Annotated in this window: 12 protein-coding genes; 4 read left to right on the top strand and 8 right to left on the bottom strand. The window is 67.8% G+C overall.

From position 1 onward, the window contains the following. Nucleotides 1-58: 58 nt before the first annotated feature. The gene (locus tag NV401_RS03140; RefSeq protein ID WP_261292911.1) at nucleotides 59-769 is read left to right on the top strand and encodes an SDR family NAD(P)-dependent oxidoreductase; all 711 of its coding nucleotides are present in this window, start codon (nucleotides 59-61) and stop codon (nucleotides 767-769) included. Nucleotides 770-788: 19 nt separating this feature from the next. Here NV401_RS03140 and NV401_RS03135 read toward each other — a convergent pair whose 3' ends face one another. After that, complete coding sequence (locus NV401_RS03135) at nucleotides 789-1,175, bottom strand: winged helix-turn-helix transcriptional regulator (protein ID WP_261292910.1); 387 nt, start codon at nucleotides 1,173-1,175, stop codon at nucleotides 789-791. A 96-nt stretch (nucleotides 1,176-1,271) separates the two neighbouring features. Between NV401_RS03135 and NV401_RS03130 the strand changes: the two genes are divergently transcribed. Further along, a complete protein-coding gene (locus NV401_RS03130) occupies nucleotides 1,272-2,348 on the top strand; it encodes an SDR family oxidoreductase (RefSeq protein WP_261292909.1) in 1,077 nt (358 codons plus the stop codon). 128 nt (nucleotides 2,349-2,476) lie between these two features. Here NV401_RS03130 and NV401_RS03125 read toward each other — a convergent pair whose 3' ends face one another. Then, on the bottom strand, nucleotides 2,477-4,351 hold the full coding sequence (locus NV401_RS03125) for a M1 family metallopeptidase (protein WP_261292908.1): 1,875 nt from the start codon (nucleotides 4,349-4,351) through the stop codon (nucleotides 2,477-2,479). A gap of 236 nt (nucleotides 4,352-4,587) precedes the next feature. Between NV401_RS03125 and NV401_RS03120 the strand changes: the two genes are divergently transcribed. Continuing rightward, nucleotides 4,588-4,887 (top strand): hypothetical protein, encoded by a 300-nt coding sequence (locus tag NV401_RS03120; protein WP_261292907.1) that lies wholly within the window; start codon nucleotides 4,588-4,590, stop codon nucleotides 4,885-4,887. A 6-nt stretch (nucleotides 4,888-4,893) separates the two neighbouring features. On the opposite strand, the gene NV401_RS03115 is transcribed toward NV401_RS03120, so the two are convergent. The 6 genes from NV401_RS03115 to NV401_RS03090 form a co-directional block, all read right to left on the bottom strand. Next, nucleotides 4,894-5,127 carry a hypothetical protein gene (locus NV401_RS03115; RefSeq protein WP_261292906.1) on the bottom strand — a complete coding sequence of 78 codons (234 nt, stop codon included), beginning with the start codon at nucleotides 5,125-5,127 and terminating at the stop codon, nucleotides 4,894-4,896. A gap of 469 nt (nucleotides 5,128-5,596) precedes the next feature. Next, entirely contained in the window at nucleotides 5,597-6,436 is an 840-nt protein-coding gene (locus NV401_RS03110; protein ID WP_261292905.1) for a tetratricopeptide repeat protein, read from the bottom strand. Between the two features lie 236 nt (nucleotides 6,437-6,672). Further along, on the bottom strand, nucleotides 6,673-8,043 hold the full coding sequence (locus tag NV401_RS03105) for a sensor histidine kinase (RefSeq protein ID WP_380817083.1): 1,371 nt from the start codon (nucleotides 8,041-8,043) through the stop codon (nucleotides 6,673-6,675). Further along, the gene (locus NV401_RS03100; protein ID WP_261292904.1) at nucleotides 8,040-9,140 is read right to left on the bottom strand and encodes a DUF2336 domain-containing protein; all 1,101 of its coding nucleotides are present in this window, start codon (nucleotides 9,138-9,140) and stop codon (nucleotides 8,040-8,042) included. Before NV401_RS03100 ends, NV401_RS03105 begins: the two co-directional genes overlap by 4 nt. Nucleotides 9,141-9,174: 34 nt before the next feature. Next, complete coding sequence (locus NV401_RS03095; protein ID WP_261292903.1) at nucleotides 9,175-10,356, bottom strand: hypothetical protein; 1,182 nt, start codon at nucleotides 10,354-10,356, stop codon at nucleotides 9,175-9,177. Between the two features lie 102 nt (nucleotides 10,357-10,458). Beyond that, on the bottom strand, nucleotides 10,459-10,752 hold the full coding sequence (locus NV401_RS03090; protein WP_261292902.1) for an Hpt domain-containing protein: 294 nt from the start codon (nucleotides 10,750-10,752) through the stop codon (nucleotides 10,459-10,461). Nucleotides 10,753-10,833: 81 nt separating this feature from the next. Here NV401_RS03090 and NV401_RS03085 point away from each other — a divergent pair, with 81 nt between their 5' ends. Next, a complete protein-coding gene (locus NV401_RS03085) occupies nucleotides 10,834-13,125 on the top strand; it encodes a coiled-coil domain-containing protein (RefSeq protein ID WP_261292901.1) in 2,292 nt (763 codons plus the stop codon). The last annotated feature ends 32 nt before the right edge of the window (nucleotides 13,126-13,157 follow it).

Genomic DNA, 13,157 nt, shown 5'->3' with positions numbered 1-13,157 from the left:
ATTGCTTTTTGCGGCACGGTGGACCCCGGACTAAATCCGGGGTGACGAAGGAAGAACGATGACCGACCTCCCCCTCGCCAACCAGATCGCGCTCGTCACCGGCGCCAGCCGGGGCATCGGCGCCGCCACCGCCAAGGCGCTCGCCGCGGCCGGCGCGCATGTCGTGCTCACCGCGCGGACCGCCAAGGGGCTGGAGGACGTCGAATCGGCGATCTTCGACGCCGGCGGCTCGGCCACCATCGCCCCGCTCGATCTGACCGAAACCGACAGCATCGCCCGGCTCGGCGTCGCGATCGGCGAGCGCTGGCCGCAGCTCGATATCATGGTGCTCAACGCCGGGATGCTCGGCAGCCTGACGCCGGTGCCGTCGATCGACGCCAAGGAACTGGCGCAGGTGCTGACGCTCAACGTCAGCGCGCAGGCGGCGCTGATCGCGGCGTTCGATCCGATGCTGCGCAAATCGCCGCGTTCGCGGGTGATCGGCATCACCTCCAGCGTCGGGCGCACGCCGCGCGCCTATTGGGGCTTGTACGGCGCCTCCAAGGCGGCGTTCGAGGTGCTGGTCGCGGCGTATGGCGAGGAGATGGAGCGGATCAGCAACATCCGCACCGCGATCCTCGATCCGGGTGCCACACGCACCAAGATGCGCGAGCGCGCCTATCCCGGCGAGGATCCCGCGTCGGTCAAGGAGCCGGGCGTGGTGGCGGCGCGGATCGTCGTCCTGGTGCAGGAAGATTTCGCCACCGGGCATTTCGAACGGGTCGGTTGACCCAATTCCGGCGCGCGCCTCAGGCGCCGCGCCGCCGCGTGGTCGGCCGGCTGCCCATCGCGTCGAGCGCATCGGCATTGTCCCGCCCCCAGGCGTAGAGCATCTCGACCGGCGCGACGAAACGCTGGCCGAGCGCCGTCAGCCGATATTCCACCGCCGGCGGCATGATCTCCTGCACGTGACGGCTGACCAGCCCGCTCCCCTCCATGTCGCGCAACGTCTGCGTCAGCATCTTCTTGGAGATGCCCGGCAGCGAGCGCAGCAGCACGCCGGCGCGCGCCGCGCCGTGATGCCGCGCGTGCAGCGTGTGCAGGATCATGCTGGTCCATTTGGTCGAGAACAGGTCGAGCACGCGGCGCGGGGCACAATCCTCGCGCCAGTCGTTGTCGTCGTCAACGGGGTTCATCGCGGTCACCTCCCGGTGCCTAGGTCACCATTTGGTGCCGTCTAGAAGCCTTCCCCGCCCCTGCCTAGATGGCAGGGACCTTATTGGAGCAGAGACATGGCTGGAAGTAACAGCGCCGGAACCGCATTGGTCGTGGGCGCGAGCGGGATCGTCGGCAGCGCGACCTCGAAACTGTTGGTCGAACAGGGCTGGACCGTGCACGGCCTCGCCCGGCGCCCGACCGCGCAGGACGGCGTGACCGGCGTCGCCGCCGATCTGCTGGACCCCGCCGCCACCGCCGCGGCGCTGGCCGATCTCACGCCCGACGCGGTGTTCATCACCACCTGGCTGCGCCAGGACAGCGAGGCGGAGAATATCCGCGTGAATTCGGCGATGGTCCGCAACCTGCTCGACGGCCTGCGCCCGAGCAAGGGCCCGCGCCATGTCGCTTTGGTCACCGGGCTCAAACATTATCTCGGGCCGTTCGAGGCGTACGGCAAAGGCGCGTTGCCGCAGACCCCGTTCCGCGAGGAACAGGGCCGGCTCGACGTGGAGAATTTCTATTATGCGCAGGAAGACGAGGTGTTCGCCGCGGCGGCGCGCGACGGCTTCACCTGGAGCGTGCATCGCCCGCACACCGTGATCGGCAAGGCGGTCGGCAATGCCATGAACATGGGCACCACGCTCGCCGTCTATGCCACCTTGTGCAAGGAAACCGGCCGCCCGTTCCGCTTCCCGGGCTCGGCCGCGCAATGGGACGGCCTCACCGACATGACCGACGCCCGCCAGCTCGCGCAGCAATTGCTGTGGGCGGCGACGACGCCGGCGGCGGCGAACGAGGCGTTCAATATCGTCAATGGCGACGTGTTCCGCTGGAGCTGGATGTGGTCGCGCATCGCCGACTGGTTCGGCATCGCGGCGGCGCCGTTCGACGGCAGCGTCCAGCCGCTGGAGACGCAGATGGCGGACGATGCGGCGCTGTGGCGGCAGATCGCAGAACGCGACGGCCTGGTCGAGCGGAACCTGTCGCGGCTGGCCTCGCCGTGGCACACCGACGCCGATCTCGGCCGCCCGATCGAGGTGGTGACCGACATGTCGAAAAGCCGCCGCCTGGGCTTCACCGCCTACCAGCCGACCGACGACGCCTTCTTCGACCTGTTCGCCGAGCTGCGTGCCGAGCGTCTGATCCCGTAAACCTTCCTTCGTCACCCCGGACTTGTTCCGGGGTCCACCGGCCCGCAGGATCGACAGCTTATGGCTTGCGGCACGGTGGCCCCCGGAACGAGTCCGGGGTGACGGCAAGGGATCGGGTCAGACGGGGGCTATTTCAGCAACTTATCCACCATCGCCACCGTCACCGGGTGATAGACCGGCCGCGCGCCGGCATAGATCCGCCGCGCGATCGGCATGCCCCAGTCGCCCTGCGCCGCCAGCGCGCGATACACCGGCCGGATCAGCAGCATGCGCCCGACCCGTGGCAGGAATTCCTCGGCCGAGGCGACCGCGGGCTGGTAGCGATTGCCCAGCGCCAGCTCGAGCCAGGCCGATCGGACATAGGCGTTGGGCGAGGCCGACAGCTTCATCGTCGCATCCAGCTCCGCCAGCCGCGCGGCGGGCAGCGTGCGCGGCAGGCCATTGAGGAAGCGCTGCCACTCCTGCGTTCCCCATTTGGCGAACGCAATCGACGCGATCGGCGCGCCTGCCTTGGCCGCCGCGATCGCCTTGTCCACCTCTGCCAGCGTCGCCGACGACACATGCACCGCATTGTCCGGCAGCCCGGCCTCGTACGACCAGCGATCGAGTTGCAGCTTGGCCTCCAGCGCCGCATCGCCCTTGATCAGATTGGCGCGGATATCCTGCAGGAAACCGGCGGTGGTCTGCGGCTGGAAGGCATGACGATCGAAATAGCCCTTGAGATAGGCGTCGAAGCGCGGCCGCCCCACGGTCCGCTCGATCGTGCGCAGGAACGTCGATCCCTTGGTGTAGGCCAGCTGGCCGGACAGTTCCTCCGGCCCGCCATGCAGTCGCGTCGCGCTCGGCGCGGCTTCCTTCAGGTCGCGCTGCAGATCGTCCCACGACAGGTCGGCGAGCACGGCGGCGCGCTCCTCGCCATAGACGATCGCGTCGATGCGGTTCTCGAAATAGGTCGTGAAGCCTTCGTTGAGCCACGAATCCGACCAGGTCGCGTTGGTCACCAGATTGCCCGACCAGCTGTGCGCCAGCTCGTGCGCGACGACGTCGACATTGGCCTTGTCGCCGGTGAACATCGTCGGCGTGAGGAAGGTCAGCGTCGGATTTTCCATGCCGCCATAGGGAAAGCTCGGCGGCAGCACGAGCATGTCGTAGCGGCCCCAGCGATACGGGCCGTACAGCCCCTCCGCCGCCGTCACCATCCGCTCGGTATCGTCGAGCTCGGGCGCCACTTTGGCGAGCGTCACCGGCTCGGCATAGACGCCGGTGCGCGGGCCGAGCGGCTTGAACGCCAGATCGCCGACCGCCAGCGAGATCAGATAGGGCGGCACGGCATGATCCATGCGGAAGCTGAAGCGCTTCCGCCCGCCGGCCACCGCCACGCCCTTCGGCGTCAGCCGTTCGCCGCTCATCACCGCCATCAGGTCGCCCGGCACGGTGATGGTCGCCGCCCAGGTCTGGCGGATCCCGGGGCTGTCCTGCGTCGGGATCCAGCTGCGTGTCTCGATCGCCTGGCCCTGGCTGAACAGGAACGGCTTCTTCTTGCCCGCGGTCAGCGCCGGCGCCATCCAGCCGAGCGCGCTGGCATCGGGCTTCGAACGATAAGTGATGACGATCTTGCGCGCCGCGCCGATCGTCACCGTCAGTGGCGCACCCTTATAGTCTTCGCCGGCGCCGACCTTCCACGGCAGCGGCTTGCCGCGCGCATCGGCGATCCGCTCGATCACCAGCCCCTTGTCGTCGAGCACGATCTCGCGCGCGCCGGGCGCGGCGAGAAGGTCGAGCGTCGCCGTCCCGCGCATTTCCTTGGCCGCGAAATCGGCGACCAAGTCGAGCTCGACATGCGTGACGCGGGCAATCTCCGGCCGCGCATAGGACAGTACGTCGCGTGCCTCCGGCGTGGTCAGGATCGGGGCGACCGGATCGCGCGGTGCGGCGGTCGATGGAGCGGTGATCAATGGGGCGGCGGAGAGGAGCAGCAGAGCGGCGAGCGTGAGTTTCTTCATGCCGCATCTTTGCCGACAGGCCGGCGGCAAGACAAGGCCGCCGGCGGTGTGCAGATCACCCCATCAGCCGCGCTTTCCCCGGCGAAGGCCGGGGCCCAGTAGTGGAACAGGATTTTTCGGAGGTTGAACCGGAGCATCATAAAAAATGGTAGGGAATGACCGACTGTGGTGGAAAGCGGACATGGAAGCGCTTAGCCTACGTTATGGGATACGTTTTACTTATTCTACTTAATGTAATGCAGCATCCATCTTTAGACGTCTGGACAGGCGGCGACGATGGGCTGACCCAAAGCTTTGCTACCCTCTTCCGAACCGAAGCTGAGCAGATAGAGATGAGGGACGGCGATTATCAGATACGAGCCATTGTCGAGCAGGTCACACCTAAGCGAGGCAATAAAGTGCTCACCGTGGTCAAGTTTGATCGCGGCGGGAAGTACATCGGAGTCAGTCGCTGCACTACCACCGAAGACGAACTCGCCACGTGCGTAGCTCGCGCTGTCGTAGCCGCCAAGCGCTTCGCTGCGAATGTCTATTAATGGTGTTTAGCTGCCGTTGGGCGGCAGGACGGTTTCAACGATGTCCGCGAGCAGCAGATCGCCGCCGCATAACCCGGTTACAGACCATACGTTTGCTAAGCCGACGATCCCGACAGGCATAAAGCTGGTGTCGCCGCGCGCCGCCGACCTCGCAAGATAAGTCGATGCACGTCCGAATGGCTTCTCGGCCAGAAGGCTCTCCGTCCAGACAGGAACAGCTTCTCGCTCGTCGCTCGCCATCACCTGCGAGATTGCTGTCGTGCCCCTGAACTCGCAAACGAAGGTGAATAGACGGACTGCCATGCCCCTTCGTAGCCGTTCCTCTCAACGTCCGCTATTGGGCGGAAGCGGACGGTCCGCTTTTGAAGCCTAGGCCAGCCGCGACTAACATCCGATTGTGGTTGTTAGAAAACGTTGTCGTTCCGTGCTTTGGACCATCCCCAGATGCCGATTGGAAGAGCCGCAAAAGCAAAGATCAGGCCACGCTGTAACCAAGACTCACCGACTGCCGCGGCAATCGCAGCGTTTCCAGCAATGAAGATTATCCAACTATAGCTATACCGCCAGCGCATTCGGAGACAATGCCGACATCATCCGATGTATGCAATCGGGCTTTTGGTGCCGGTCGGCTTTCGGGCATCTTGATCGCCCAAGCACGTCCTGAACGACAAAAATTGGTGGATAGCGGAGGTTTGGACATAAACACAGCCTAGGGCTTAACTATGTCCAGTCCGCTGAAAATCACGCGGCGCCGTTCGGCCGCTTCGGCATTATTCGGATCTGCTTTGATGGCTGCAGTGTAGGCCTCGCTTGCCATGCGGCGGTCGCCCAACTGCTCATATACAAGTCCTATATTGAAATGGGCGGACGAGTTTTCAGGGTTCAATCTGACAGCAGTGCGGTAATCAGCAAGTGCCTGCTCGTAGTCATTTAGCATGTAATGGGCGGAGCCGCGGGCAAAGATCCAATCAGCTCTGCGCTCGCCTTCGAGATCTGTAAGCAACTTGTTACACGCTGCCAAAGCTTCCTGTTGGGGGAAAGAGTCGGTGCTGTTGTAACATTTATCCCGAAGCACTTGCTTCGGCCCGTCTTGCATTAGCTGGTAGGCGAAGAACAGGATTGCGCCACCTAACAGCCCATTCCACGCCATGGATGCCCAGAACCGCTTTGGCTGAGCGTCGCGGTGAAAGATCCAGCTGGCTCCGCGCGCCATCGGTTCAATCGCGCCAGACACGTGACCTTTCACCACCGTTGAGAGTGACCACAGTCCTGCCGCCGCCATTAGGATTGGTAGGAAGCTCGGCGACTTTGCAAATCGCTCTGCGGCTGGCGTCGCAATGAAGACCGCGAGGACAGAAAGCAGGACAAGCGCGATAACACTGCGCGCCAGCACTGCTGGCGACCGCCAGTTGGTGTCCGCGGGCGGCTGCAAAGTTTCGCGCTCTGAACGAGCGCTCTGAAAATGACGAGCTACGTATCGCATGGGTGTGAAGGCAGCCGCAGCTAAGCCAATATAAAGCCAAGCTCTTGTAGGAATGTCATCGAACATCGTCGTGATGGTGGAATAACTCGCGCGCGGAAGCAATGGGACGACCAGCAAACCTCTTCAACTAAGCAGTTTCTGCCAGTCCGCCTTTCCGACTGAAACCGGACATCATCATATAGCGCCTGCAAGGGCAGGAGGTCGTACAACCGGTTTGCCCTTGTCGTGCTGCAGCACATCGACCGTCGCGACCAGGCCCCGGCCTTCGCCGGGGAAAAGCGCGTGTTCAGAAGGAGAAGCCCCTACCCGCGATACGGCAAGGTGAACACGAACCGGGCGCCCTGTCCCGGCGCGCTGTCGACGGTGATGTCCCCGCCCATCGCCCGCGCCAGCCGCCGCGCGATATACAGGCCGAGCCCGCTGCCGCCCGGCTCGCGCGGATCGACGCGCTCGAACTTTTCGAAGATTCGCGCCTGATCCTCCTGCGCAATGCCCTTGCCCTGATCGGCGACGATCACCGCGGCGAGATCGCCCTCGCGTTCGGTGCGGATCCACACCATCCCGCCTTCCGGCGAATAGCGCACCGCATTGCCGATCAGGTTGACCAGCACCTGCAGCGCGCGGCGGAATTCGCCGCTCGCCGGCAGCTCCTCGTCGGGCGCCGGCTTGTCGATCCGGACATTGGCTTCGCCCGCGCGCACACTGAGCAGCCCGGCAGCGCGCCGCGTCACGTCGGCCAGGTCGAGCGCTTCGGCGAGCACCGCGAAATCGGGCCGTTCGATCGCCTGCAGATCGACCAGATCGTCGACCAGCCCCATCAGATGCCGCCCGGCGCTGGCGATATCCGCGGCATAATCGGCGTAATCCTGCCTGAGCGGCCCTTCCGACTGCGCGTTGATGCTGTCGGCATTGGCGATGATCCGCCCCAGCGGCGTGCGCAGCGCGGCATCGAGCCGCACGGCGAACGCGCCTGGCAGCCCCTCTTCCGGCGGGAACGGTGCCGGTTCCGGTGGCGATTCGATCATGTGCGCCGCGCCGATGAAGCCGGCGAAGATGCCGATGCGGTCGGTGCGCGGGATCGCCGCCAGCCGCACCTTGTGGTTCGTGCCGCGGATCGTCGCGCGCTGGTCGTCGAAGCGCTGTCGCATCGCGAGCCCGCCGAGGATCGGGAACGCCCCCTCCATGTCCTCGCCCAGCACGAACAGGCGGGTCAGCGGTTGGCCGAGCATCTCTGCGGCGTCGAAGCCGAACCGCGATCCCGCGGTCGGCGACAGGAAGGTCAGGCGCAGCGCGGCATCCGATTCCCACAGCCAGTCGGCCCCGCTGCGCACGAAATCGCCGTCGCGGTCGTGGTCCGTGCCCGCCGGTCGCCACGCCGCGCGCAGCCGCCAGCCGCTGATCTCGAGCCGGACGCCGTGCGCATCGGGATCCGCCTTGACCCACAGGTCGACGTCGCCATCGCCATCGCCGGCCACCACGCCGCGCGAGATCAGAATGCCGAGCCGCGCGGCGAGCCGCGCTAGCGTGGCGATCTGCGGGATCGCGATCGGCTCGCCGAGCCGGCCGCCGGCGCGCTGGTTGAGATCGATCAGCCGCTGCTCGGCCTCGACCAGCCGACCGTGCGGATCGATCCGGCCGCGCACCGCTGCCATGCCGAGTTCGGGCGCGTTCACGTACGGGCTCCCGCCAGCGCGGCGAGCGCCGCGCGATAATCCGGATGAAGTTTGAGCGGTGCGAGCGCCGCCCAGGCGTCATCGATCGGCACCGCCATGATACTGTCGAGCGATGCGGCGAACGCCTCGAGATCGCGGCGCGGATCCGCCTCGCACAGCGCCAGGCCGATACGGGCGATCGCCGTCCGGTCCAGTTCGAGCGCGCGCAGCATCAGCCACAACAGGGCCCCGTCCGGATCGGTGGTCAGCGCGCGCACCTGCTCGTAGCCCAGCCCCGTCGCCTGCGCGAGCAAGGCGGTGAACAATGCAAGACGACGGTCGCCCAGCGCCTCGAGCAACAGATCGGGTAGCTCGCCGGCCCCGGCATCATAGGCTGCGGCAAGCCGCATCGCCGCGGCTTCCAGCCGCTCGCCCTCGTCATGCGCGGTCAGGCTGCGCACCGCCGCCTCGGCCAGCGCGCGATCCAGCGCAGCGAGATCGTCGCGCACGGGGATCCGCTCGCGCAGCGCCGCGGCGACCCACCAGACCAGCCGGTGGTGCAGTTCGGCCGGCAGGTCGCTCTGCGCCACGCCATCGAGCAGCCCGTGCCGCCGGCCTTCGGCCGCGAACAGTGCGTTGGCGGCGCTGGCCACGACCCCATCGGAGTGGCTGGCCAGCCGCGCCAGCAGGCTCGGCGCATCGGCCTGGCTGGGGGCCTCGGCGGGCAAGGCCGCAGCGGTCAGGTCGTGCCGCGCGCGCGCGATCAGCTCCGCCATCAGGTCGCTGTCGCGCAACAGGCCGGCATCGGACAGCCGATCGAGCACCGATGGTGCCGGCTGCTGCAGCGCCGTCGCCAGCGGCACCGCGTCCCGCGCCAGCAACAGCCGGGCGGCATGCGTCGCGATGCCGGCCTCGATCGTGGCCACCAGCGCCGCCAGCGTCTGCTGGATCGACGCGCGAATGCGGTCGTCGAGCCGCCCGTCGCTGGCCAGGAAGAAATCGTCGATCGCCGTCGCCAGCCGAGCCCGGCCGCGCAGGTCCGCCGCCGCCGCGCGCGCGATCAGCAGGCCGGGATCCCGGTGGATCCCATCATCCATGTCGCGAAGGTTGCTCGCCATCCGGCACCCATAGGGGAATGTCGTTAAAGCCGCCCTAAGGCTTTTCGCGAAAACCCTCAATCGCCGCCGCCAGCGTGATCGCGGCATAGCTGGCCGCCGCCGCCAGCGCGACGAGCGGCATGCCGGCGATGGTGAACGGCAATATGATCAGCAGATAGGCGACCGGGCTGCCCCACCAGCGCCGCTTGCCCCCCGGCCGCGCCGCGCGCTCGCTCAGCGCCGCCGCGACGACCAGCGCAATGCCGAGCGTCCAGCCCGTCGCCGTGCCGTCGCGCATCGACGTGACGTGCCCAAGCAGCAACGCAGCCAGTGCAGCCAGCCCCGGAATCGCGAGATTCTGGAACGCGGCGAGCGGCTCCTCGTCGCGCAGCCACGCCAGCGCCGCGCCGATCGTGAACAGCAAGGCGGCGACGATCGACAGCGCCACGCCGATCGACGCGGTCTCGAACAGGATCCCCGCCAGCGCGCCGAGGCCCAGCAACACGCCCGCGGCAGCCATCGCCACGCTCGGCACGGTGCGCGCCATCAGCGGCGGCAGCGCGAGTCGGGCCAGCGGCGCCAGGATGTAGCGGTCGGCCCACACCACCGGCTTGGAGACCAGCACCGCGAGCATCAGCGTGCCGCGCGTCGCCAGTGCCCGCGAATCGCGCTCGATGCCGTGCGCCCCGCCGGAAAGCGCCGCCGGCAGCCGGATATGCGCGGCCTTGCCCTGCGCCGCGACGCGCAGCAGCGTCGACTGGAAATCGTAATCGCGCGGCAGCATCGCGACTTCGGCGACGCGCTTGGCATCGAGCCGGGCAAGCCCCGCCCAGGCGGTTTCCGCCCCGACCCGCTCGAATCCCGGTGCCGCGTCGTGATCGGACACGGTGAGCAGCGCATCGCCGCCCTCCTCGGTGAGCAGCGACAGCACGTCGCCGGTGGTCACCAGCCCATCGGCCATCACCAGCACGCGCGCCAGCGGATGCAATTTGTCCGCCGCCTCGACCGCGGTGCGCACGACATCGACCGAGGCACCGCGGCGCCCGATCCGCGCGATCGCACCGAGCAGTTCGGGCGTCAGCCGCGCGACCACGACGAGCAACTGGCTCACCCCCGCCCCGACCAGCAGTCGGGCCTGGAATTCGATCAGCGTCAGCCCGCCAAACGGCAGGGTCGCGGCCAGCGTCCCCGGGCGGTCGTCGGCATCGTCGGTTGCAAAAATCAGTCCAGCCAGCATCTTGCGGCTGTTAGGCGGTCGGAACGTCGTTGGCAAAGGGGGTAGCCCGCTTCGTCACCTCCGGCGCGCCCCGTCCGGCGTGCAGAAATGCCGGCCCGGCGGTTAAAGCCGTTCCACCGCACGCCGCAGCTTGCGCAGCACGACGGCGTCCTGCACCGCCCCGCCCGCCGCTTCCGTGGCGATCGCCATTAGGCGCACCGCGCCGAAGCTTGCCGCCAGCCCCTTCAGCCGGAAGGCCGCGGTCTGCCAGCCGGCCACGTCGCGCGCGCTTTCCAGCCCGTCCAGGCCACGCCTTACGCTATTGAGGAACGCCTCGCGCAACTCGGCGATCAGCGCCGGCTCGTCGCCGACCGCTGCCGCCAAGGTCGCATCGATTGCTCCGGGATCATAGGCCATGTCTGCCGGCTTACGGACAATCCCTTAAGGCAAGGTTTCGCTATTCGCTTTCTTGGCGGGGGAATCGTGGTAAACGGATGCATGAACGGGGGTTCGACCATCTTCACGCGACGATCGACCGCGGCCGCCTGGCCCGAAGAGGACCTGTTGCTGGAGGATATCGTCGCCATCGACACGCCCGAACTGCTGAGCGACCCCTATGACGAAGACGTGCCAGCAGGGCATGACTGGATCGTGCCCGCGCTCGGGCTGGTCGTCGCGCTCGGCTGGATCGCCGCGATGCTCGCTTTGTCCTGGAGCGCGCTGCGCTCGGTCTCGCCGATCGAGCTGACCGGCTTCATCGCCGCCTTGTGCGTGCCCCCCGCTTTGATCGGCGTGCTGTTGCTGCTGCGCCTGCGCACCAGCACGGCGGAAGCGCGCCGCTTCGGCCGCACGGCAGCGGCGATGCGCGCCGAGGCCGCCAGCCTCGAGCGCACCGTCGGTCAGCTGTCCCGCGCGATCGACGCCAACCGCGCCCGGCTGGCCGATCAGACCACGCAACTGCTGGCCCTCGGCGACACCGCCGCCACGCGGCTCGCCACGATCGGTGGCGGGCTGGCGGATCAGGTCGCGGCGGCCGACGCGCATGTGCGCCAACTGGCCGATGCCGCCGCCGGCACGCATGCCAAGCTCGACGTGCTGCTGTCAATGCTGCCGCGCGCGCACCTCGAAACGACCACGATCGGCGAAGCGCTTGACCGCACGGGGCTCAGCGCCGCCGCACATGCCGGCGCGCTCGATGCGCAACTCGTCGCGCTGGCCGAGCGTGGCCGCGAGGCGGATGCGCTGGCCGGCGGCGCCGCGCAGCGCCTCGCCGCGCATATGGTGCGGATGGAAGCAACCGGCGAGACCGCCGGTGCGCGGCTCGAACTGGTCACTGCGCAGATGTCCGACGCGGTCGACGGCCTGCTCGGCCGCACCGCCGATGCGGTCGAGGAAGCGCGCAAGGGCATCGCCGCGCAGGGCGAGGCGATGCTGGCGATGCTCGGCACCAACCAGGCCGCGCTCGATCGCACCGCGACGGACAGCGCCGAGGCGCTATCGGGGCGGATCGCGGCGATCGAGACGGTGATCGACCGGATCGCCGATCGCCTCGGCGACCAGCGCACCGCCAGCGACGCGATCATCGACGAGCTCGACAGCGGCATCACCCGCGTGTCCGGCCGGCTCGATACGCTGCACGCGCAGGGCGTGGATCGCACGCAGCATCTCGCCGCCTCGATCAGCGCCTTGGGCGGCTCGGCCGATGCGATGACCGAGGCGCTCAGGACCGGCGACGTCATGGCGCGCGGCGCGATCACCACCACCGAACATCTGCTCACCGCGCTGGACGCCGCCGCGCGCGAGATCGACGAGACGCTGCCCGATGCACTGGCGCGGCTCGACGACCGCATTGCCGGCAGCCGCCGCGTGATCGGCCAGGCCAAGCCGGAGCTGCTCGCGCTGGTGACTGCCGCGGAAAGCACGCACGACGCGATCGAGGCGATCGCCCACGTCATCTCCGGCCAGCGCACGACGCTCGATAAATTGTCCGGGGCGCTGCTGCAGACGCTGACCGACGGCCGCGCCAAGGCGGACGAACTGGGCAACATGGTCGACGAGACGATCGGCCGCACCAACCGCTTCGCCGAGGAAGCCGCGCCGCGGCTGGTCGAGGCGCTGATGCGCGTGCGCGACACCGCCAGCGCCGCCGCCGATCGCGCCCGCGAAACGCTGGCCACGGTCATTCCGGAAGCCGCCGCAGCGCTCGAACATGCCAGCGCCGCCGCGATCCAGCGCGCCTCGGGCAACGCGCTGCGCGATCAGATCGCCGCGATCGGCCGCGCCGCCGAGGATGCCGCGGACATTGCCGGGCGCGCTTCGGATCGCCTGACGCAGCAGATCCACGCGATCGGCGAGGCGACGACGGTCGTCGACAGCCGGATCGAGGACGCGCGCACCGAGCGCGAAACGGCCGACAAGGACAATTTCGCGCGCCGCGTGTCGCTACTGATCGAATCGCTCAACTCCGCCTCGATCGACATCACCAAGGCCTTCTCCGCCGATGTCACCGACAGCGCCTGGGCCGCCTATCTCAAGGGCGACCGCGGCGTCTTCACGCGCCGCGCGGTCCGCCTGCTCGACACCAGCGACGTGCGCGAGATCGTCCGCCTGTACGACGAGGACGACGCCTTCCGCGATCAGGTCAACCGCTACATCCACGATTTCGAAGCGATGCTGCGCGCGATCCTGGCGCAACGCGACGGCTCGCCGCTCGGCGTCACCTTGCTGTCGTCGGACATGGGCAAGCTGTACGTCGCCCTGGCACAGGCAATCGAGCGCCTGCGTACCTGACACTCCCACTACCGCCATCCCGTCGGCGGTTC

This window comes from Sphingomonas hylomeconis, from assembly GCF_025370105.1.
Classification (GTDB): Bacteria; Pseudomonadota; Alphaproteobacteria; order Sphingomonadales; family Sphingomonadaceae; genus Sphingomonas; species Sphingomonas hylomeconis.
This window is presented reverse-complemented; position numbering and strand designations above follow the sequence as displayed.

What these genes read in the sequence shown, in the direction of transcription:
- NV401_RS03140 (WP_261292911.1), top strand. Translation starts at nt 59, where the DNA reads ATGACCGACCTCCCCCTCGCCAACCAGATCGCGCTCGTCACCGGCGCC.
- NV401_RS03135 (WP_261292910.1), bottom strand. Translation starts at nt 1,175, where the DNA reads ATGAACCCCGTTGACGACGACAACGACTGGCGCGAGGATTGTGCCCCG.
- NV401_RS03130 (WP_261292909.1), top strand. Translation starts at nt 1,272, where the DNA reads ATGGCTGGAAGTAACAGCGCCGGAACCGCATTGGTCGTGGGCGCGAGC.
- NV401_RS03125 (WP_261292908.1), bottom strand. Translation starts at nt 4,351, where the DNA reads ATGAAGAAACTCACGCTCGCCGCTCTGCTGCTCCTCTCCGCCGCCCCA.
- NV401_RS03120 (WP_261292907.1), top strand. Translation starts at nt 4,588, where the DNA reads ATGCAGCATCCATCTTTAGACGTCTGGACAGGCGGCGACGATGGGCTG.
- NV401_RS03115 (WP_261292906.1), bottom strand. Translation starts at nt 5,127, where the DNA reads ATGGCGAGCGACGAGCGAGAAGCTGTTCCTGTCTGGACGGAGAGCCTT.
- NV401_RS03110 (WP_261292905.1), bottom strand. Translation starts at nt 6,436, where the DNA reads ATGTTCGATGACATTCCTACAAGAGCTTGGCTTTATATTGGCTTAGCT.
- NV401_RS03100 (WP_261292904.1), bottom strand. Translation starts at nt 9,140, where the DNA reads ATGGCGAGCAACCTTCGCGACATGGATGATGGGATCCACCGGGATCCC.
- NV401_RS03095 (WP_261292903.1), bottom strand. Translation starts at nt 10,356, where the DNA reads ATGCTGGCTGGACTGATTTTTGCAACCGACGATGCCGACGACCGCCCG.
- NV401_RS03090 (WP_261292902.1), bottom strand. Translation starts at nt 10,752, where the DNA reads ATGGCCTATGATCCCGGAGCAATCGATGCGACCTTGGCGGCAGCGGTC.
- NV401_RS03085 (WP_261292901.1), top strand. Translation starts at nt 10,834, where the DNA reads ATGAACGGGGGTTCGACCATCTTCACGCGACGATCGACCGCGGCCGCC.